At 67.6% G+C, this 18,908-nt stretch carries 12 protein-coding genes and 1 pseudogene; 7 read left to right on the top strand and 6 right to left on the bottom strand.

Annotated elements, in window-relative coordinates; genetic code table 11:
- Positions 1-10: 10 nt before the first annotated feature.
- Complete coding sequence (gene lgt / locus N911_RS0109325; RefSeq protein ID WP_029896494.1) at positions 11-817, bottom strand: prolipoprotein diacylglyceryl transferase; 807 nt, start codon at positions 815-817, stop codon at positions 11-13.
- 83 nt (positions 818-900) lie between these two features.
- On the opposite strand from lgt, the pseudogene N911_RS0109320 reads away from it, so the two are divergent.
- Positions 901-1,668 (top strand): annotated as a pseudogene (locus tag N911_RS0109320) (DUF748 domain-containing protein); the annotation flags it as partial.
- 626 nt (positions 1,669-2,294) lie between these two features.
- Positions 2,295-3,560, top strand: coding sequence for an MFS transporter (locus N911_RS17540; RefSeq protein WP_029896488.1), 1,266 nt, complete (start codon positions 2,295-2,297; stop codon positions 3,558-3,560).
- Positions 3,561-3,903: 343 nt separating this feature from the next.
- On the opposite strand, the gene N911_RS0109310 is transcribed toward N911_RS17540, so the two are convergent.
- The 3 genes from N911_RS0109310 to N911_RS0109300 all read right to left on the bottom strand — a co-directional run bounded on the left by N911_RS0109310 (position 3,904) and on the right by N911_RS0109300 (position 9,023).
- Positions 3,904-6,072, bottom strand: coding sequence for a malate synthase G (locus N911_RS0109310; protein ID WP_029896486.1), 2,169 nt, complete (start codon positions 6,070-6,072; stop codon positions 3,904-3,906).
- Positions 6,073-7,056: 984 nt separating this feature from the next.
- Positions 7,057-7,434, bottom strand: a complete 378-nt coding sequence (locus N911_RS0109305; RefSeq protein WP_029896484.1) for a gamma-glutamylcyclotransferase family protein — start codon at positions 7,432-7,434, stop codon at positions 7,057-7,059.
- Positions 7,431-9,023, bottom strand: coding sequence for a glycosyltransferase (locus N911_RS0109300; protein WP_051694138.1), 1,593 nt, complete (start codon positions 9,021-9,023; stop codon positions 7,431-7,433). Before N911_RS0109300 ends, N911_RS0109305 begins: the two co-directional genes overlap by 4 nt.
- Before the next feature lie 139 nt (positions 9,024-9,162).
- On the opposite strand from N911_RS0109300, the gene N911_RS0109295 reads away from it, so the two are divergent.
- Genes N911_RS0109295 through N911_RS0109280 form a run of 4 tightly spaced genes read left to right on the top strand, consistent with a single transcriptional unit; the run spans position 9,163 to position 16,099 of the window.
- Positions 9,163-10,338: a pyridoxal phosphate-dependent aminotransferase gene (locus tag N911_RS0109295; protein ID WP_029896480.1), complete on the top strand. Its 1,176-nt coding sequence runs from the start codon at positions 9,163-9,165 to the stop codon at positions 10,336-10,338.
- Positions 10,339-10,350: 12 nt separating this feature from the next.
- Positions 10,351-11,802, top strand: coding sequence for a sensor histidine kinase (locus N911_RS0109290; protein ID WP_029896478.1), 1,452 nt, complete (start codon positions 10,351-10,353; stop codon positions 11,800-11,802).
- Between the two features lie 6 nt (positions 11,803-11,808).
- On the top strand, positions 11,809-13,182 hold the full coding sequence (locus N911_RS0109285; protein ID WP_029896476.1) for a sigma-54-dependent transcriptional regulator: 1,374 nt from the start codon (positions 11,809-11,811) through the stop codon (positions 13,180-13,182).
- A 7-nt stretch (positions 13,183-13,189) separates the two neighbouring features.
- Positions 13,190-16,099, top strand: a complete 2,910-nt coding sequence (locus N911_RS0109280) for a DEAD/DEAH box helicase (RefSeq protein WP_029896475.1) — start codon at positions 13,190-13,192, stop codon at positions 16,097-16,099.
- Between the two features lie 120 nt (positions 16,100-16,219).
- Here N911_RS0109280 and N911_RS16820 read toward each other — a convergent pair whose 3' ends face one another.
- Positions 16,220-17,362 carry an NAD(P)/FAD-dependent oxidoreductase gene (locus N911_RS16820; RefSeq protein ID WP_035104635.1) on the bottom strand — a complete coding sequence of 381 codons (1,143 nt, stop codon included), beginning with the start codon at positions 17,360-17,362 and terminating at the stop codon, positions 16,220-16,222.
- Between the two features lie 99 nt (positions 17,363-17,461).
- Between N911_RS16820 and N911_RS0109270 the strand changes: the two genes are divergently transcribed.
- Positions 17,462-18,136: an HAD family hydrolase gene (locus N911_RS0109270; RefSeq protein WP_029896473.1), complete on the top strand. Its 675-nt coding sequence runs from the start codon at positions 17,462-17,464 to the stop codon at positions 18,134-18,136.
- A 3-nt stretch (positions 18,137-18,139) separates the two neighbouring features.
- Here N911_RS0109270 and N911_RS0109265 read toward each other — a convergent pair whose 3' ends face one another.
- Positions 18,140-18,907 carry an SDR family NAD(P)-dependent oxidoreductase gene (locus N911_RS0109265; protein WP_029896472.1) on the bottom strand — a complete coding sequence of 256 codons (768 nt, stop codon included), beginning with the start codon at positions 18,905-18,907 and terminating at the stop codon, positions 18,140-18,142.
- Between the last annotated feature and the right edge of the window lies 1 nt (position 18,908).

Genomic DNA, 18,908 nt, shown 5'->3' with positions numbered 1-18,908 from the left:
CAGAAGCGTTTCAGCCTTCGCCCCGGTGTCCGGCCGCCCGGCGCAGACCCCACCAGATGAGCGCCACCCCGCCCAGAATCATGGGCGTGGACAGCAGCTGCCCCATGGTCAGCCAGCCGAAGGCCAGGAAGCCAAGTTGCGGGTCCGGTGTACGGAAGAACTCCACCAGGAACCGAAAACACCCGTAGAGCAGCAAAAACAGCCCGGACACCGTTCCCCTGGCGCGGGGCTTGGCGGAGTAGGCCCACAGCACCGCGAACAGCAGCAGCCCCTCCAAAAAAGCCTCGTACAGCTGGGAGGGATGGCGGGGCACCATGCCCGCCCGGGGGTCGGGGAAGATCACCCCCCAGGGCATGTCCGTGGGCCTGCCCCACAGCTCCGCGTTGATGAAGTTGCCCACGCGGCCAAGGCCCAGACCGATGGGGGCCAGCGGGCAGATGAAGTCCGTCAGCCCGAAGAAGGGCTTCTCCCGCCGCCAAGCGAAAAACAGCATGGCCGCCACCACGCCCAAAAGCCCGCCGTGGAAGGACATCCCCCCGCGCCAGACCGCGAACATGCTCAACGGATCGGCCAGCAGCCCGGGCAGGTCGTAGAAGAGCATGTAGCCCACCCTGGCGCCGATCATCAGGCCCAGCACCAGGTACCAGACCAAATCCTCCATCTCGCGGGGATCGACCACCGACCACGGCCGCCTGGCCCGCCACCTGCCCAGCAGCCAGGCGGCGGCGAAGCCCAGCACGTACATCAGGCCGTACCAGCGCACGGAAATCGGCCCCAGATCAATGGCCACAGGGTCTATGCCGGGATGCAACAGCATATAGCGAAAACTTTGTCAGCGTGATAAAACCCGTCGCATGGTCCTATCCTTGATGGGCAGCAACCACAAGCCGTGCAAGGAGCCGAAGCGCCATGAAAAAAATCCTCGCTGTCATCGCAGTCATTGTTGTCGCCGCCGTGCTGGTGCTCTACTTCCAGCTCAACACCATCGTGGAGCGCGGCGTGGAAACCGTGGGCTCCAAAACCCTCAAAACCGCCGTCGCCCTGGACGGGGCCTCCCTCTCCCTCTTCTCCGGCAGCGGCGAAATCAACGGCCTGACCGTGGCCAACCCCGAAGGCTTTTCCGACAAGTCCGCCATCCGGCTCGGCAGCGCCGCCGTGGGCGTGGACATCGGCTCCATCCTCTCCGACACCATCATTGTCGAACAGGTCCGCATCACCGATCCCGCCATCCTGCTGGAAACCGGGGACCAGGGCTCCAACCTCGACCGCCTGCTGCAAAACGCCAAATCCGCCGCGCCCAGCGGGGGACAGCAGACCGGCGAGCAGCAACAATCCGGCAAGAAGGTCATCATCCGCGACCTGCGCATCACCGGCGCGCAAGCCACCCTCGCCCTGCGCGCCCTGGGTGAACGCAGCGCCACCGTCAACCTGCCGGAAATCCACCTCACCAACATAGGCGAAGACAAGGGCGGCGCCTCGCCCGCCGAAGTCCTCTCCCAAATCATGGCCGCCGTGCAAAAAAGCGTGACCAGCGCCGCCTCCAACGCCGGAGAGGCCGTCCAGGAAGCCCTGGAAAAGGGCGCGCAACAATTCCAGGAAGGCACCCAGAAACAACTCGAGGAAGGCTCCAAAGGCATCAAGGAATCCCTCGAAGGCTTGATGCAGTAGGAAAGGAAGATTTCGCCGCAGTGTCCAGGGGGCTGCGTGCCTCCTGGACACTGCGGCGAGAGCGTTTCGCCCTGCGGGCGACCAGGACCTGCGCGGCCCTGGACCCGCGGCAAACTCACTTTGCATGCGTGTTCGCGGGATGGTGCGCGGTGGAGCGCGGAAATGGAGTGCTACGGCGTATCCATGTTTGTTGGGCTTTACCCAACTCGGTAAAACCTCGCCCTGGCCGTTTCGCGTCACATGCGTGGGACGCGAAACTGGGCTGCTGTTCACCGGCTACTTCCTGCCTATCCCACTGCCCTGACCTTCCTACCCTCGCCAGCCACCTTCCATTCCCAAGGAGGGAAGGATTTCGCTCTGCGGGCGACCAGGGCCTGCGCGGCGCTGGACCGCGGCAAACTCACTTTGCATGCGTGTTCGCGGGATGGTGCGCGTCAGGGGGATATGCGGGAGCACTCCGGCGAACAGGCCATTGCGGTGCCCGGCCCTCCGGGGAATCCCGTCCGCATATGTCCGGAAGATGAATCGGGACGCTCTCTTCAAGCCGCGTGTTTTAAGACCCTCCTTGTTCCCGCCATGCGCATGCGCTAGGCTCGCGCGGTCTGTCACCGCAAGGGGGTTTTCGCATGGCTGGTTGGCGGCGGTATTCCGAAAAGTGGTACATCGGCTACGCCTTTCAGGGCGCGGTTGTTCTGGGCGTGGCCCCGATCCTGCTGCCCTTGGTGGTGGGCAACGCGCTTGGCGACGCCGAGGCCGGAGCCGTGGTGGCCTGCTTCTACGTGGGCCAGCTCATGGCCCCGCTGCTGGGGACGCTGACGGACAAGGCGCGGGCCTACAAGCTGGTGTACTTCCTGGGCTACGGCCTGCTGGCGCTTGGGCTGGCGCTGTTCCCGGAGCTCACCTCGCTTGGCTTCTGGTTCGCATTGGCATTCTTGCAGGGCATGGGCTCGGCGGCCACCAACACGGTGGCGGCCATGTTCATCGTGGAGTTCAAGCCCAAGGAGGAGTGGGACCCGCGCATCGGCTGGCTGCAGACCTTCTACGGCGCGGGACAGGCCGTGGGCCTGGGTCTGGCCGCTCTGCTGCAGGCCGTGCCGCAGGTCGGCCTGCTCATCTCCGCGGCGCTCATGCTGCCAGGGGTGTGGTTCGGCAGGCAGGGCCTGCCGGCCACCAAGGCCGCCCGGCATCGGCCCAAGCCGCACCTGCACCAGCACATGCGCCGCAGCAAGGCCCCGCACCGAGCACTGGGCTGGATGATCCACCACTACCAAGCCTCGCTGACAAAAAATCTCATCGCTCTGGTCCGACACGCCTGCACGCCATACGGCGTCTACATCGCTTCCTGGTTCTGCACCATGTTCGGAACCTGGCTGATGTACAATCTCTATCCCCTGCTCATGCGCTCCGCCTACGGCATCGACGCCGGGCTTTCCTCCCTCTACTACGCACTGGCCGCCCTCATCGGCGTATTCGCCTACGCCCCCTCGGGCACGCTGGGAGAAAAGATCGGCGACGTCGGCGTCGTCCTCATCGGCACTCTCATGACCCTGGCTTCGGTGGCCTCCATGGCCGTGCTGGCCTTCATCCAGCCCGCGAACACCGCCTGGCTGGCGCCGGTCGCCTTCCTGCTTCTGCCCGTGGCCTGGTCGCCCCTCATCGTGGCCGGAACCTCCGGAGCCGCCCAACTCTCCACCCTGGAGGAAGGCACCGCCGTGGGTATCTTCAACGCCACCACAGCTATCGGCTCCGTCCTCTCCGCCCTCACCGCCGGGTTGCTCGCCGAATACCTTGGCTACGCCTGGGTCTGCATGGCCGCCGCCGCCTCCGCCCTGCTGGGGGCCGCTCTGCTCATCCCCCTGCTGGGCAAGGCGAAGAAGCAAGCGACGAGATGAAAAGCGAGTGTTTTCTTGCATATGTCAGAAAACATTCGCACGTGGTAGCTGGAGAACAACAGCTACATTTCGCGTCCATGGCATCTGAAGCCAGACGGCCAGGGCGGGGTTCTACCGGGCGAGATAGCCGAACAATCGCCTGTTCGCCGGAGTACTCCCGCACATCCCCCTGACGCGCTCCATCCCGCGAACACACATGCAAAGTTACTTTGCCGCAGGGTCCAGGGGGCGCGCAGCCCCCTGGTCGCCCGAAGGGCGAAATCTTCCCCCGTCCTACCCCTCCACAGAAAAGGCCCGGCCGCTCCAAGCGGCCGGGCCTTTTGTATTGTTGTCGTGGTTCGTTTTACCGGATGCCGAACTTCTTTTTGGCTACCAGGCGGCGGGTGTGGAGAATGGGCTCGGTGTAGCCGTTGGGCTGGACGCGTCCCTTGAGGACGAGGTCGCGGGCCGCCTTGAAGGCCACGCTGTTGTCGGGGTCGTCGGCCATTGGCTGGTAGTTGGGGTCGCCCTCGTTTTGGCGGTCCACCACTCCGGCCATGCGGCGCAGGGTTTCCTCCACCTGCTCATGGGTCACGAGCCCGTGGTGGAGCCAGTTGGCCATGTGTTGGCTGGAGATGCGCAGGGTGGCGCGGTCCTCCATGAGGCCGGTGTCGGAGAGGTCCGGCACGGTGGAGCAGCCAATGCCCTGCTCCACCCAGCGCACCACGTAGCCCAGGATGGACTGGGCGTTGAGGTCCAGCTCCTCCTGGATCTGGTCAACGGAGAGGGTCTCCTGGAGCACGGGCACGTCGAGCAGGTCGTCGAGCTCGGCCCGGCGCCGCCCGGCCAGCCCGTCCTGCACTTCGGCCACGTCCACCTGGTGATAGTGGGTGGCGTGCAGGGTGGCGGCGGTCGGCGAAGGCACCCAGGCGCAGTCCGCACCGGCCAGGGGGTGCTCCATCTTGGTCTCCACCATCTCCCGCATCTTGGCGGGCTTGGGCCACATGCCCTTGCCGATCTGGGCGCGGCCCTTGAAACCGCAGGCCAGGCCCACGTCCACGTTCCAGTCCTCGTAGGCCTTGATCCAGGGCTCGGCCTTCATGGCCGCCTTGCGCACCATGGGCCCGGCCTCCATCACGGAGTGGATCTCGTCGCCGGTGCGGTCCAGGAAACCGGTGTTGATGAAGATGATGCGGTCGCGGGCCTGCCGCACGCACTCCTTGAGGTTGAGCGTGGTGCGCCGCTCCTCGTCCATGACCCCGATCTTGAGGGCGCCCTCGTCCAGGCCCAGGGCCTGCTCCACGCGGGCGAAGAGCTGGCAAGCGAAGGCGGTCTCCTCGGGGCCGTGCATCTTGGGCTTGACGATGTAGACGTTGCCCTCGGCGCTGTTGGTGTAGCGGCCGTTGCCGCGCACGTCGATGAGGGAGATGTAAGCCGTGGCCAGGGCGTCGAGGATGGTTTCGGAAATCTCATAGCCGTCCGGGCCGATGACCGCGTCTGTGAAGAGCAGCGAGCCCACGTTGCGCACCAGCATCAGGGAACGGCCGGAAAGGGTGAGGGTGGAGCCGTCCGGGGCGGTGTATTCGCGATCGCCGTGCAGGCGGCGAGTTACGGTCTCGCCGCCCTTGGGGAAGGTGGTTTCCAGATCGCCGCGCAGCAGCCCGGCCAGGTTGTCGTAGGCGTGGGCCTTGTCGTGGGCGTCCACCACGGACACCGAGTCCTCCAGATCGAGGATGGTGGTCACGGCGGACTCCAGGACGACATCGCGCACACCGGCGGGGTGCGCCTTGCCCACGGGATCCTCGCGGTCGATGGACAACTCCATGTGCAGGCCGTTGTTGCGCAGCAGAATTGCCGATGGCTCGGCATCGCCGCCCTGGTGGCCCGCGAACTGGGCTGGATCGGCCAAAGCGGCGGTGGAGCCGCTGGACAGCTTGGCCACCAAGTGCCCGTTCTCCACAGCGTAGGCGGTCGCGTCGGCGTGGTCCGCGTCCTCCAAAGGCACCGCCCGGTTGAGGAAAACGGTGGCGTGCTGCATCACCCGCTGGCCACGGGCGGGATTGTACTCCGGCCCCTTCTCCAGGCCGGTCTGCTCGGGCAGCACGTCGGAGCCGTACAGGGCGTCGTACAGGCTGCCCCAGCGGGCGTTGGCCGCGTTGAGCACGTACCGCTCGTTGGTGATGGGCACCACAAGCTGCGGACCGGCCACATGGCTGATCTCCGGATCCACCCGGCCGTTGTCTATCTCGAAATCCTCGCCCTCGGGCGCTAGGTAGCCGATTTCCTGGAGAAACGTCTTGTAGTTGGCCGTGTCCGGGCGGCCGGGATTCTCGCGATGGAACCGGTCCAGCTTCTCCTGGATGGCGTCGCGCTTGCGCAAAAGCTCCAGGTTGCGCGGCCCCAACTCGGCCACCAGCTTCTCCAACTCCAGCCAGAATGTCCCGGCCTCCACCCCGGTGTGCGGGGCGGCCTTGGCGATGACATCATGCAGCGGCTTGGCCACCTGCAGTCCGGCTTCCTGAACGTATTCCATCTCGAGCTCCTGTCCGGTTGCGGTTTGCTACCTGCCCATCAATTGGGCGGACAATAGCACAGCCCAATTGCAACGCAATCGGACCGGAAGGGGGGAGGATTTCGCCCTTCAGGCGACCAGGGGGCTGCGCGCCCCCTGGACCCTGCGGCAAACTCACTTTGCATGTGTATTCGCGGGTGGGCGCGCGTCAGGGGGATAGGCGGGAGCACCCCGGCGCACCTGTAGTTGGTGAACGCGTCTACCAGGGAATCCGCTACGCCGTTTGGCTGCCCATGCGTGGGACGCGAAATTGGGCTGTGGTTTCTCGGCTACCCCGCCGACCATCCTTTATTCACGGAGAAAAGATTTCGCCCTTCAGGCGACCAGGGGGCTGCGCGCCCCCTGGACCCTGCGGCAAACTCACTTTGCATGTGTATTCGCGGGTGGGCGCGCGTCAGGGGGATAGGCGGGAGCACCCCGGCGCACCTGCGGTTGGTGAACGCATCTACCAGGGAATCCGCTACGCCGTTTGGCTGCCCATGCGTGGGACGCGAAATTGGGCTGTGGTTTCTCGGCTACCCCGCCGACCATCCTTTATTCACGGAGAAAAGATTTCGCCCTTCAGGCGACCAGGGGGCTGCGCGCCCCCTGGACCCTGCGGCAAACTCACTTTGCATGTGTATTCGCGGGTGGGCGCGCGTCAGGGGGATAGGCGGGAGCACCCCGGCGCACCTGCGGTTGGTGAACGCGTCTACCAGGGAATCCGCTACGCCGTTTGGCTGCCCATGCGTGGGACGCGAAATTGGGCTGTGGCCCCCTGGCTACAACGTATTCGCTCCTCGCCCCCGAGCGAAGCGAGCGATAAAGAGTTTTGTGGAAGGATGGAGGGAGCTTGGGGGAGGAAGGGAACCACTTTTGAAAAAGTGGTTCCCTTCCTCCCCCAATGCCCTGAACTCTCACCCCCCGGCTGCCACCTCGCATTCCCTTCCACATACCCCCCTCTTCCTACGCCTTGGCGAAGTCGCCGTGCTCAATGAGTTTTCCTTGTGGTTTGGGGAAGAAGTAGACCCAGGCTGTGGTTTTGTGGCCCGAGTCCACGAGGACTGGGGCTGGTTCGCGTTTGTAAACGTTGGGGTGTTCTTCCAGCAGGTCGAGTTCGCGGAGGGTGGTTTCGGTGACGCGGTAGAGTTCCCCGCGCACGCGGCTGACGGGATTGTGCGGATAGAGGTAGGGCACGTCCTCCAGATGGAGGGCGTAGCGGTGTTTGGTGGTGGCGGTTCCCAGGAACTCGGCCTGGACCAGCAGGGGGTGGTTGTGGAAGCCCCGCCGCAGGGTGCCGTAGACGAATACGAGGTGGTGGGCCTGGCGGTCGCTGGCGGTCATAGCTCGTCGAGTTTCTTTCGCAGGTCGGCCCAGGCGCGCCGCATGTCGTCCTCGGCCAGGTCGCGGAGCTGCTGGTCGGTGAAGAGGCCTTCCAGCTTGACGCGGTTGCCCAGCACGTTGCCCACGGCGGTGGGGCTTTGCGATTTGGCCAGGGAGGAGTGGCCCACGTGGGGCACGGCCAGGGAGCCCTCGAAGAAGGCGGGCTGCCCGGCCAGGCAGGCGCGCATGTCGCGTTCCAGGTCGTCGAACTGGGTGGGGGTGAAGCGCACGTCGAAGCGGCCGGTTTCCTCCAGGGCGCTGGTGCGCAGCAGGTGGCAGCAGCCGGACACGGAGAGGCAGGGTCGGGCGTATGTGAACAGCCCCAGGTCAGGTTGGCCCGAGGCATTGTCGAACACGGCGATGCGCTCCTCGCCCGCGTCTGGCCGTGGCGAAAAGAGGTGGTAGTCCGCGGATTGCAGGCTGGCCGGCGGCGTGGCGGCCACAATGCGGCAGCCGATGGCCGAGGCGTCCGGGTTGTCGCGGGCCGCGGCCAGCAGTTTGGGCAGCCAGTCCTCGGGGGGAAGCACGTCGTCGTCCAGAAAGGCGGCGAAGCGGCGGGCGCGGACCTCGGGCAGGGAGAGCAGCCAGTTGCGGGCCGCGGGCGCGCCCACGTTGACCGGCAGTTGCACCAGCGTGACCCGGTCCGGGCCGAGCCGCCGGGCGAAGCGGTTCATGACCTCCCAGGTGTCGTCGGTGGAGCCGTTGTCCAGCAGGGCCACGTGGGCTTCGCCGAGCTCGCACGCGGCCAGGGCGTCCAGGGTCTGGGAGAGCAGTTCCGCCTTGTTCCAGCAGTAGAGCAGCACGGCCGCGGCGTCGCCGTCCGCCAGGGAGGCCGGAGCCCGGCGCGGGAAGCGCAGCTCGTGCAGCAGGTGGGGAAAATGGGGGTGTCCCGGCAGGTCGCGGCACAGGGATTCGGTCAGATCGGCGGCCTTGTCCCGCTCGCCCAGGCCGCGCAGCAAATGGGCCTCCAGCCAGCGCCGCCAGGGGTCGAAGGCGGGGTGGGTGCACTCCCGCACCACGGGCAAAGCCTCTTCCGGAGGCAGGCACAGGGCGGCCCACTCCGCCCGCAGCCGGGCGGCCATGGGCTCGGCTTCCGCAGGGAAGGGGGTCTCGTCCAGCAGGGCGCGGGCGGCCGGGGTTTCCTCCAGGGCCAGCAGCAGGGGCCAGGCGCGCAGCAAGGGGCCGGGGCCGCTTTCCCGAACAGCCGGGATGAGGGCGCGGGTCAGCAGCCGCACGTCGGCCGCTTCCAGGGCCTCTTCCAGGTCGGACCGCGCGCCGGGGGGTTCGGGCTGGCAGTCCCGGGCAAGCCCAGCCGCCGGGCCGTCGGTGAGAAGTTCAGCCGCCTCGGGCCGCCATGGCCGCCGCTGCCAGGCCCACCAGGCCAAGCCGTCGGCCGCGCCGGTCAGCCCCAGGCCGCGCATTTCCGGGGATTGGGCCAGGGCGCGCATGGCTCGCACCAGGGCCAGTTGGGCGCGGGGTTCCTCGGCGCCAAAGACCCACACGGGCAGCCGGGCGGCCAGGGCATCGAGCAAATGGGGGGAAGCGGGCATGGGCGCTATGGTACGGCCTCCCCCGGAGCTTGGCAACGGGCGGGGCTGTTGCCGTCCGGCGGAAAGTGTTCTACACAAGCCCAGCTTCACAAGGAAACAGCCACAACCCCGCAAGACCCGCAACCCAAGGGTTCCCGTCATGCGACTCGCCAGCCGCCTTTCCCGCATCCAGCCCTCCGCCACCCTGGCCATCAACGCCAAGACCCAGGCCCTGCGCGCCGAGGGGCGCGACGTTGTCTCCCTGGCCGTGGGCGAACCGGACTTCGACACCCCGGACCACGTCAAGGAAGCCGCCAAGCAGGCCATGGACGCGGGCAAGACCCGCTACACCCCGGTGCCCGGCCTGCCCGAACTGCGCGACCAGGTGGCCCGCTACTTCGAGCGCTTCTACGGCGCGTCAGCCGAGCGGGAGAACGCCATCGTCACCAACGGCGGCAAGCAGGCCCTGTTCAACCTCATGTTCGCCCTGCTGGAAGAGGGCGACGAGGTGCTGCTGCCCACGCCCTATTGGGTGTCCTACCCGGACATGGCCGCCATGTGCGGGGCCTCCTGCGTGCAGGTGCGCGCCACGGCCGAGGCCGGATTCAAGGTCACGGTGGACGACCTGGAGCGCGGCCTGTCCCCCCGCACCAAGATGCTCGTCTTCAACTCGCCCTCCAACCCAACGGGCGCGGTCTACTCCCAGGCCGAGGTGGACGCCATCGCTGAGTGGGCCGTGAAGCGGAACGTCTTTGTCGTCGCCGACGAGGTCTACGACCGCTTGGTCTTCCCCCCGGCGGAGCACGGCACCTTCGCCCCCTGGTGGCAAAAGGCGCCGGAGCACATCGCCATCGTGGGCGCGCTGTCCAAGACCTTCGCCATGACCGGCTGGCGGGTGGGCTTTGCCCTGGCCCACGCCGACCTGGTCAAGGCCGTCTCCAAGATCCAGGGGCAGTCCACCTCCAACGTCTGCTCCATCGCCCAGCACGCCGCCCTGGCCGCCTTCACCGGCCCCTGGGACCTGGTGGACGAAATGCGCGAGGCCTTCGCCCGCCGCCGCGACCTGGCAGTGGGCATCATCTCCGGCTGGAAGGGCGCGGTCTGCCCCCGTCCCGAGGGCGCCTTTTACGTATTCCCGGACATCTCCGCCATGTACCGCGAGGGCATGGCCGACTCCCAGGCCGCCTGCGCCAAGGTGCTGGACGAGGCCCAGGTGGCCCTGGTGCCCGGCTCCGCCTTCGGCGACGACGGCTGCATCCGCGTCTCCTTCGCCGTGGCCGACGACGTGCTGGAAAAGAGCCTCGCGGCGGTTGGCCGCGTGCTGCTGGGGAGCTGACCGGCGGAGGCCATGAGCAGGGAGAGCGCTTCCTCCGGGCCCTTTCACGCGGCCAAGCTCCTGTCCTGGAGCATCTTCGTCATCATCCTGGGCACCAACCTGGTGCTGGCCGTCTTTCTGGCGGACTACGCCCGGCGGTCGCTGCTGGAAAAGCAGGAACAGTACGCCCTGCTGCTGGCGGAAAACCTCAACCACCAGATATTCCAGCGCTTCACCCTGCCCACGGTCATGGGCTTCGGGGAGATCGACCTGGACGACGAGCGCCAGTACGAGCAGTTGGAGAAGGTGGTCAAGACCACCATCCATTCCTTCAACGTGCTGGACCTGCGCATCTACGGCTTCCAGCGCGACGTGGCCTTCTCCCTGGATGAGGGAGAGGTGGGCGACCTGGAAATGGCCGGGCAGTCCGTGGAGCGCGCCCTGGAGGAAGGGCAGAACTCCTACGAGCTCGTCTCCCGCTACTCCTCCTGGACGGCCCTGTTCGCCTTCGATTTCAAGCCGCAGAGCGTCATCCTGCGCACGGTCTACTCCCTGCGGGCGGACCGCCGCATGGACCCCGCAGACCCGCGCGGCCCCATCACCGGCGCGCTTGAGATCACCCAGGACATCACCGAGGACTACCGCAAGGTCATCAATCTCGAGCGCCTCATCATCCTCTCCTCCACCGTCACTTCCCTGGCGCTGTTCTTCGTCATCATCGTGGTGCTGCGCCGGGCGGACCGCATGGCCGCGGAGCGCGCCCGCGAGAAGGAGCAGCTGGAGCGGGAACTGATGCAGTCGGAGAAGCTGGCCTCCATGGGCCGCATGGTGGCCGGGGTGGCCCACGAGATCCGCAACCCCCTGGGCATCATCCGCTCCTCGGCCGAGCTGCTGCTCTCCAAGCTCAAGCGGGAGGAGAACCCGGACTCGGCCAACGTGCGCATCCTGCAAGCCATCTTCGACGAGTCCAAGCGCCTCTCCCGAACGGTTGGGGACTTCCTGGACTACGCCAGGCCCCGCCAGCCGCGCCAGGACCCGGTGGACCTCTCCCGCGTCCTCAACCAGGTCGCGGTCTTTTTGGAGTCCACCGCCCGCGAGCGCGGCGTGACCCTGGAGACGGATCTGGACGAAGGCCTCACGGTCCAGGGCGACTCCGACCTGCTCTACCGCGCCTTCTACAATCTGGTTGCCAACTCCCTGGACGCCCTGGCCGAACTTGACGGCGGCGGCCAAGAGCATACCATCACCGTGGCGGCCCACGGGGCCGAGGACGGGGTGAGCGTGGTGGTGCGCGACACCGGGCCGGGCTTCCCGGACGAGGTGCTGGAGCAGGCCAAGGACCCCTTCTTCACCACCAAGGAGCACGGCACCGGGCTGGGGCTGGCCATCACCGACACCATCCTCCAGAGCCACGGGGCCAGCCTGGACCTGGAGAACGACTACGAAGGCGGGGCGCGGGCCACCGTCGTCTTTCCCGGAGCGTAAGACCGCATGGCAGACCACATCCTCGTCATCGACGACGAACAGAACTACCTGCTCATCCTGGAGGCGCTTCTCCAGGACAAGGGCTACCACGTGACCGCCCTCAACGACCCCGAGACCGCGGTGCAGTTTCTGGACGAGTCCGAGGTGGACGTGGTCATCACCGACATGAAGATGCCCAAGCTGTCCGGCCGCGAGGTGCTGGAACGGGTGCGGCGCGACCTGCCCCACGTGCCGGTGCTCATCATGACCGCCTTCGGCTCCATCGAGGGCGCGGTGGAGGCCATGAAGATCGGGGCCTACGACTACATCACCAAGCCCTTCTCCAACGAGGAGCTGCTGCTCTCGGTCTCCAAGGCCTGCCAGTACGCCGCCGCCCAACGGCAGAACCGCCTCCTGCGTGAATCGCTGGAGGACCGCTACGGCCTGCACAAGATCATCGGCAAATCGCGGGCCATCTCCAAGGTTATGGACATGGTGGACAGGGCGGCGCCCTCCAAGTCCACGGTGCTCATCACCGGCGAGTCCGGCACGGGCAAGGAGCTGGTGGCCCGGGCCATCCACTACGCCTCCCCGCGCCACGAGTCCCCCTTCGTCTCGGTGAACTGCATGGCCTTCAACCCCGGCGTGCTGGAGTCGGAGTTGTTCGGCCACGAGAAGGGCAGCTTCACCGGCGCGGTGGCCCAGAAGCGCGGCCGCTTCGAGATGGCCGATCAAGGCACCCTCTTCCTGGACGAGATAGGCGAACTGTCCCACGACCTGCAGGTCAAGCTGCTGCGGGTGCTGCAGGAGCGCACCTTCGAGCGGGTGGGCGGCTCGCGGTCCATGGAAGTGGACATCCGGGTGGTGGCGGCCACCAACAAGGACCTGGTCAAGGCGGTGGAGAACGGCGAATTCCGCGAAGACCTCTACTACCGCCTCAACGTCATACAGATCGAGCTGCCCCCCCTGCGCGAGCGGCGCGAGGACATCCCCCTGCTGGCCTCCCATTTCCTGGACGTGTACGCCACAGAGAACCAAAAGAAGTTCGGCGGCTTCAGCCCGGAGGCGCTGGAGTATCTGCAGGCCTACGAGTGGCCGGGCAACGTGCGCCAGCTGGAGAACGTCATGGAGCGGTGCGTGGTGCTGGCCGACCGCGAGACCATCGAGGTGGACGACCTGCCCCCGGAGATCCGCGACGAGGAAAGCCAGTACAAGAGCGCCGTGGACCTCTTGCCGGAGCGCATCAACCTGCCCGACACCATGGAGAAGATCGAGTCCGCCCTGATCCGCCGCGCCCTGGTGCGCTCGGAGTTCGTGCAGACCCGGGCGGCCGAGATGCTGGGGGTCTCCAAGTCCAATCTCCAGTACAAGCTCAAGAAGTACAACATCGCCGGACACTAGAGCGACATTGAACACCGTCAGCCGCTACGTGGCGGAGATCAAGGACTCCGAGGTCCTGGGGCCGCAGGTGGCCCACCACGAGGTGCTGCCCGCCCTGCCGCCCCGCTTCGCGGAGACAGCCCGCCCCTGGCCGCAGTCCCTGGCCCACGGCATGGAGGCCGCGGGCATAGGCCGCCTCTACTCCCACCAGGCCGAGGCCATGGACCTGGCCCGCATGGGCCGCCACGTGGTCACCTCCACACCCACGGCCAGCGGCAAATCCCTGGTCTACACCCTGCCCATCCTTGAGGAATGCCTCAAGAACCCGGACGCCTGCGCCCTGGCCCTGTTCCCCCTCAAGGCCCTGGGACGCGACCAGTTGCAGGCCTTCCGCAAGGCGGCCGCCCTCATGCCTACGGGCCGCCCCATCACCGCCGAGGTGCTGGACGGCGACGTCAAGTCCCACGCCCGGGCCAAAATGCGCAAGGAGCCGCCCAATTTCCTGGTCTCCAACCCGGAGATGGTCCACCTCTCGCTTCTGCCCTACCACGCCTCCTGGGCCCCCCTGCTGGCCTCCCTGACACACGTGGTGGTGGACGAGGCGCACACCTATCGGGGGGTCATGGGCTCGCACATGGCCATGGTCTTCCGCCGCCTGCGCCGCGTCTGCCGCTTCTACGGCGCGGACCCGGCCTTCCTCTTCTCCTCGGCCACCCTGGGCAACCCCGGCGAGTTGTGCGAGGACCTCACCGGCCTCAACGTGGACACGGTGGCCGAATCCGGCGCGCCCCAGGGCAAGCGCCACTTCCTGTTCGTCAATCCGGAAGGGTCGCCCTCCACCGCGGCCATCCGGCTGCTGCGGCAGTCGCTGGAGCTTGGCCAGCGGACCATTGTCTACACCCGCTCCCGCCGCATGACCGAGCTCATCTCCATGTGGGCGGCGGAGCAGTCCGGGGAGTTCAAGGACAAGATAAGCGCCTACCGCGCGGGCTTTCTGCCCGAGGAGCGGCGGGAGATCGAGTCGCGCATGGCCTCGGGCGAGCTGCTGGCCGTGGTTTCCACCTCCGCCCTGGAGCTGGGCATCGACATCGGCGGCCTGGATGTCTGCATCCTGGTGGGCTACCCCGGCACGGTCATGCAGACCCTCCAGCGCGGCGGCCGGGTGGGGCGCAAGAACCAGGAGTCCTGCGTCTGCCTGGTGGCGGGGGAGGACAACCTGGACCAGTACTTCATGCGCCACCCTCAGGACTTCTTCGCCCGCCCGCCGGAAAAGGCCGTGGTCAACCCCTATAATCCGCAGATCATGGCCCGCCACCTGGATTGCGCCGCAGCCGAACTGCCCCTGCGCGACCAGGAGCCATTCCTGGCCGAGGAGCCTCTGGCCCAGCGCGCGGCTGAATTGGAACGCGAGGGGCGGCTGCTGCGCACGGCGGACGGCGCGGAGGTCCACTCCCGCCGCAAACGCCCCCACCGCGAGGTGGACCTGCGCGGCTCCGGCTCCACCTACACCATCGAGACGCGCAAGGACGGCGCGGTGGTGGGGCAGGTGGACGAGGGACGCGCCTTCAAGGAGACCCACCCCGGCGCGGTGTACATCCACCGAGGCCGCATTTTCGTTGTGGACGAGCTGGACATCCCCGGCCGCAAGGTGATCGTCAAGGAAGAGCGGGTGGGCTACTACACCCGCATCCGCTCGGAAAAAGTCACCGAGATCATCCAGACCCACGACACCACAACCGCCTGGGGCGCGGACGTGGGGCTGGGCAAGCTGCGCGTCACCGAGACCATCACCGGCTACGAGAAACGCCGCACCCGCGACGGGCGGTTGTTGACCATCGTGCCCCTGGACCTGCCGCCCATGACCTTCGAGACGGAAGGGCTGTGGTTCGCCCTGCCGCGCGCCGTGCACCAGGAGGCCGAGGATGCCCGCCACCACTACATGGGCGGCATCCACGCCGTGGAGCACGCGGCCATCGGCATCCTGCCGCTGCTGGTGCTGGCCGACCGCGACGACCTGGGCGGCATCTCCACCCCCCTGCACCCGCAGATCGGCCGTTCCGCAGTCTTCATCTACGACGGCCACCCCGGCGGTGTGGGCCTCACCCGGCAGGCCTTCCTCATGGCGGACGAGCTGCTGGACACCACCCTGCGGGCGGTGGCGGACTGCGAATGCGAACTGGGCTGCCCCTCCTGCGTCCACTCCCCCAAGTGCGGCTCCGGCAACCGGCCCATAGACAAGGACTCCTGCCTCTTCGTGCTGCGGGCCTTGCGGAACGCCCAGCCGGAAGGGCTGGACAGCAACCCCCAGTCCCCGGCGCACCGGGATGCGGCCGCCCGCAACCCCCAACAACGACAACCCAACGAAGCGACCATCCACGCCCCTTCTCCGTCCGAAAAGCCCGCTCCGCAGGCATTCGGAGTCCTCGACGTGGAGACCAGACGTTCCGCCACCGAAGTCGGTGGCTGGCACCGGGCGGACCGCATGGGCGTGGCCTGCGCCGTGCTCTACGACTCCCGCGACGACGGCTTTCACGTCTTCGAACAGGACCGCATCGTCGACCTCTGGAAACGGCTGGCCGAGCTGGATCTGGTGGTCGGCTTCAACATCCAGCGCTTCGACTACAAGGTCCTCACCGGGGCCGCGCCCTTTGACCACGCCTCCCTGCCCACCCTGGACATGCTGGCCCACGTCCACTCCCGCCTAGGCTACCGCCTCTCCCTGGACTGCCTGGCCCAGGCCACCCTGGGCACGGCCAAGACCGCGGACGGTTTGCAATCCCTGGCCTGGTGGAAAGAAGGGCTGGTGGACAGGATCATCGACTACTGTAAAACCGACGTGGCCGTGACCCGCGACCTCTACCTCCACGGCCGCTCCCACGGCCACCTCCTCTTCACCAACAAGGCGGGAAGCCTGGTGCGGCTGCCGGTGGAATGGTGAGGAGCGCAGGGGGCTGGGGCTATTGGGCTTCCCCCGCCCTGAACAAACACCAGCCTGCCGCCTTCCGTTCCCCTCGCCATTCGTCAGGCGGTCTCGCCGCGCGGCCGGGGCCTCGCTGCCCTATTTCCCGAGTACGGCGCGCAGGATGTGTTGCGGCAGGTCGTGTTTGAGCTTGGTGTTGAACTGCTTGTAGGTGCGGTGTCCGGCCAGGATGCGGATGTATTCGTCCAGTGTGGGCGGGTGGGTGAGCATGGTGCGGAAGAGGGGGGTGGGCGCGTAGCGCAGGGCGTTGACCAGGTTGAGGGCGTGTTGGAGTTCGATGCGGACGGGTTCGCAGAGATTGGTGTGGGTGGCGGCCACGTTGAGGTCCTCCCCCCGGGGGAGGTGCTCGGCGCAGGCGTGGGCCGCGGCCTGGCCGGTGCGCACGGCGTGGCAGATGCCCTCGCCGAGGAGGGCGTCGGCGAAGCCTCCGGCGTCTCCGGCCAGCAGGACGCGGCCTTTGCCGATTTTCCGGGGAGTGCCGCCCATGGGGATGACGTGCCCCTGCACGGTTTCCGGCTGGGGGATGTTGTTGAGGCGCAGGAAGCGGTTGAAGTCGTTTTTGAGGCGTTTGCGGTTGCGGCCCAGTTCGCCCAGGCCCACGGAGGCGTCGGCTTCGCGTGGAAAGGCCCAGCCGTAGAGGATGGGGGCCACCCCGAAGTGCAGCAGCAGGGGTTCACCCGCGCGGGCCGCGCCCTGGTCGGCGGGTACGTCGGCGCAGGCGCAGAAAACGAGGTCGTCCGGCGGATCGGGCGGGCGGACGAACTGCTTGAGGCGTCCGGTGGCGCCTTCGGCCACCAGGGCGATGCGGGCGCGTTCGGTGGTCTTGGCGGTGCGCACGGTGACGCCGCGCAGGTCCTCCTCCAGGGAGAGGACGCGTTCTCCGTGGCGGAACTCGGCTCCGGCCTCGGCGGCGCATTGGGCCATCCAGGCGTCGAACTCGCTGCGCAGGACCAGGGCGCCGGCCTGTTGGCCGATGGAGCGGTCGAGCCGGCCGTTGTCAGCGAAGCGCAGGCGTCCGCCGGTGAAGAATCGTTTGGCCAGTCCGGGGGGCAGGTTCCGGTCGAGCTGGCGCAGGGTCTGGGAGGAGAGTGCGCCGCCGCAGGGTTTGTGGCGGGGGAATGGATCCTTGTCCAGGAGCAGCACGTCCAGGCCGTGCTTGGCGGCTTCCAGGGCGGCGGCGGATCCGGCTGGCCCGGCTCCGGCGATGATGAGGTCGCGCATGGGGATCGTCCGGCTGCGGTTTTTCCGGGAGTGAGTACCCCAAGAGCGCGGTTTTCGCCAGTTCTTGACCGGACCCCGGAAATGATGGAAGCGGACGGGATGCCCTACACCGCCGTGTTGTTCGATTTCGACGGCACCCTGGCCGAGACCAGGGTGGATTTTCCCCTCATGGCCCGCAAGGTGGAGGCCCTGGCAGGGGCCTACCTGGACCCGGTGCCGCCCAACGGCCACGGCCGTCCGGTGCTGGAGCGGCTGGACGAGCTGGCCGGAGCGGTTGAGGCAGAGCATGACGCCGAGACGGCCCGCGAGTTCCACACCCGGGGGCGGTTTTTGATCATGGACATGGAGCTGGCCGGGGCGCGGGCCGGGAGGCTGTTTCCCTTCGCGCGGGGTCTGCTGGCGGATTTGCGCGGGCGAGGCGTGTTGACCGGAGTCGTGACCCGCAACTGCACCCCGGCGGTGATCGAGCTGTTTCCCGACGTGGCCCGGGAGGCGGACGTGTTTCTGGCGCGGGAGGACGTGGCCCGGCCCAAGCCGGACCCGGCGCACCTGCGATTGGCGCTGGAACGGTTGGGGGTGGAGCCGGGACGCGCGGTGCTGGTGGGCGATCACGCCCTGGACGCCCAGTCCGCGAGGGCCATGGGCATGGACGCCTGCGGGGCGGCTTCGGGTCGCCTGAGCGAGGCGGACCTGGCCGAGGCGGGCGCGCGCTTCACCGCCGCCGACGCGGCCGCCTGCATCGATCTGCTACGCGGCCAGGGGCTTCTGCCGTAGCCGCTATTCCTCTCCGCCCACCTGTCCTTCGCCCCAGCGGAAGGTCTTTCCGGTCAGTTTCCCCGGGTCCTCGCCGATGAGGTCCAGCACGCCCTGGGCGGCCTGTTCCGGGGTAATCAGGCGGCCCTCCTCCTTCCAGCTCCTGAACAGCTTATGCAGCTCCTCGGCCGCGCCGCCCTGGGCCTCGCGAGCCTGCTCCTGCATGCGGGTCTCCACCACGTGCGGGCGGTAGACGAAGGCGGCCACGCGCGGGGCCTCCGCCGCCAGCTGGCGGCAGAGATGCTCCTCCGCGGCCTTGGCCGCGCAGTAGGCGCCGATGCCCGGCTGTACGATCTCCGCCGCGCCGGAGCCGAAGAAGCAGGCCAGCCCGCCCCGCCGCTTAATCAATTGCGGCACGGCGGCCCGGGTCATGGACCAGGCCCCCTTGACGCTGGAGTCCATGATGGCGTCGAAGCCCGCCTCGTCCAGCTCCCACAGGTAGGGGCCGGGGGAGAAGACCCCGGCCACGTGGAAGAAGCCGGAGAAATCGCCGCAGTCCAGGGCGCGGTCCACCAGCCGCCGGGCCACGTCCGGGTCGGCGATGTCGCCGGGCACGCTGTTGGCTCGCACGCCGTGTTCCACGCAGGCGTCCTCGGTCTCCTCCAGGAGGCCTTGGCGGCGCGCGTTGAGCACCACCGAGGCCCCACTCTCGGCCAACCGGATGGCCAGGGCGCGTCCGATTCCGGACGAGGCTCCGGTGACAACGAAGGTCTTCTGTTTTACATAGGGCATT

This window comes from Desulfohalovibrio reitneri, assembly GCF_000711295.1.
Classification (GTDB): Bacteria; Desulfobacterota; Desulfovibrionia; order Desulfovibrionales; family Desulfovibrionaceae; genus Desulfohalovibrio; species Desulfohalovibrio reitneri.
Note: the sequence above shows the minus strand (reverse complement) of the source record. Positions and strands in the feature narration are given on the sequence as shown.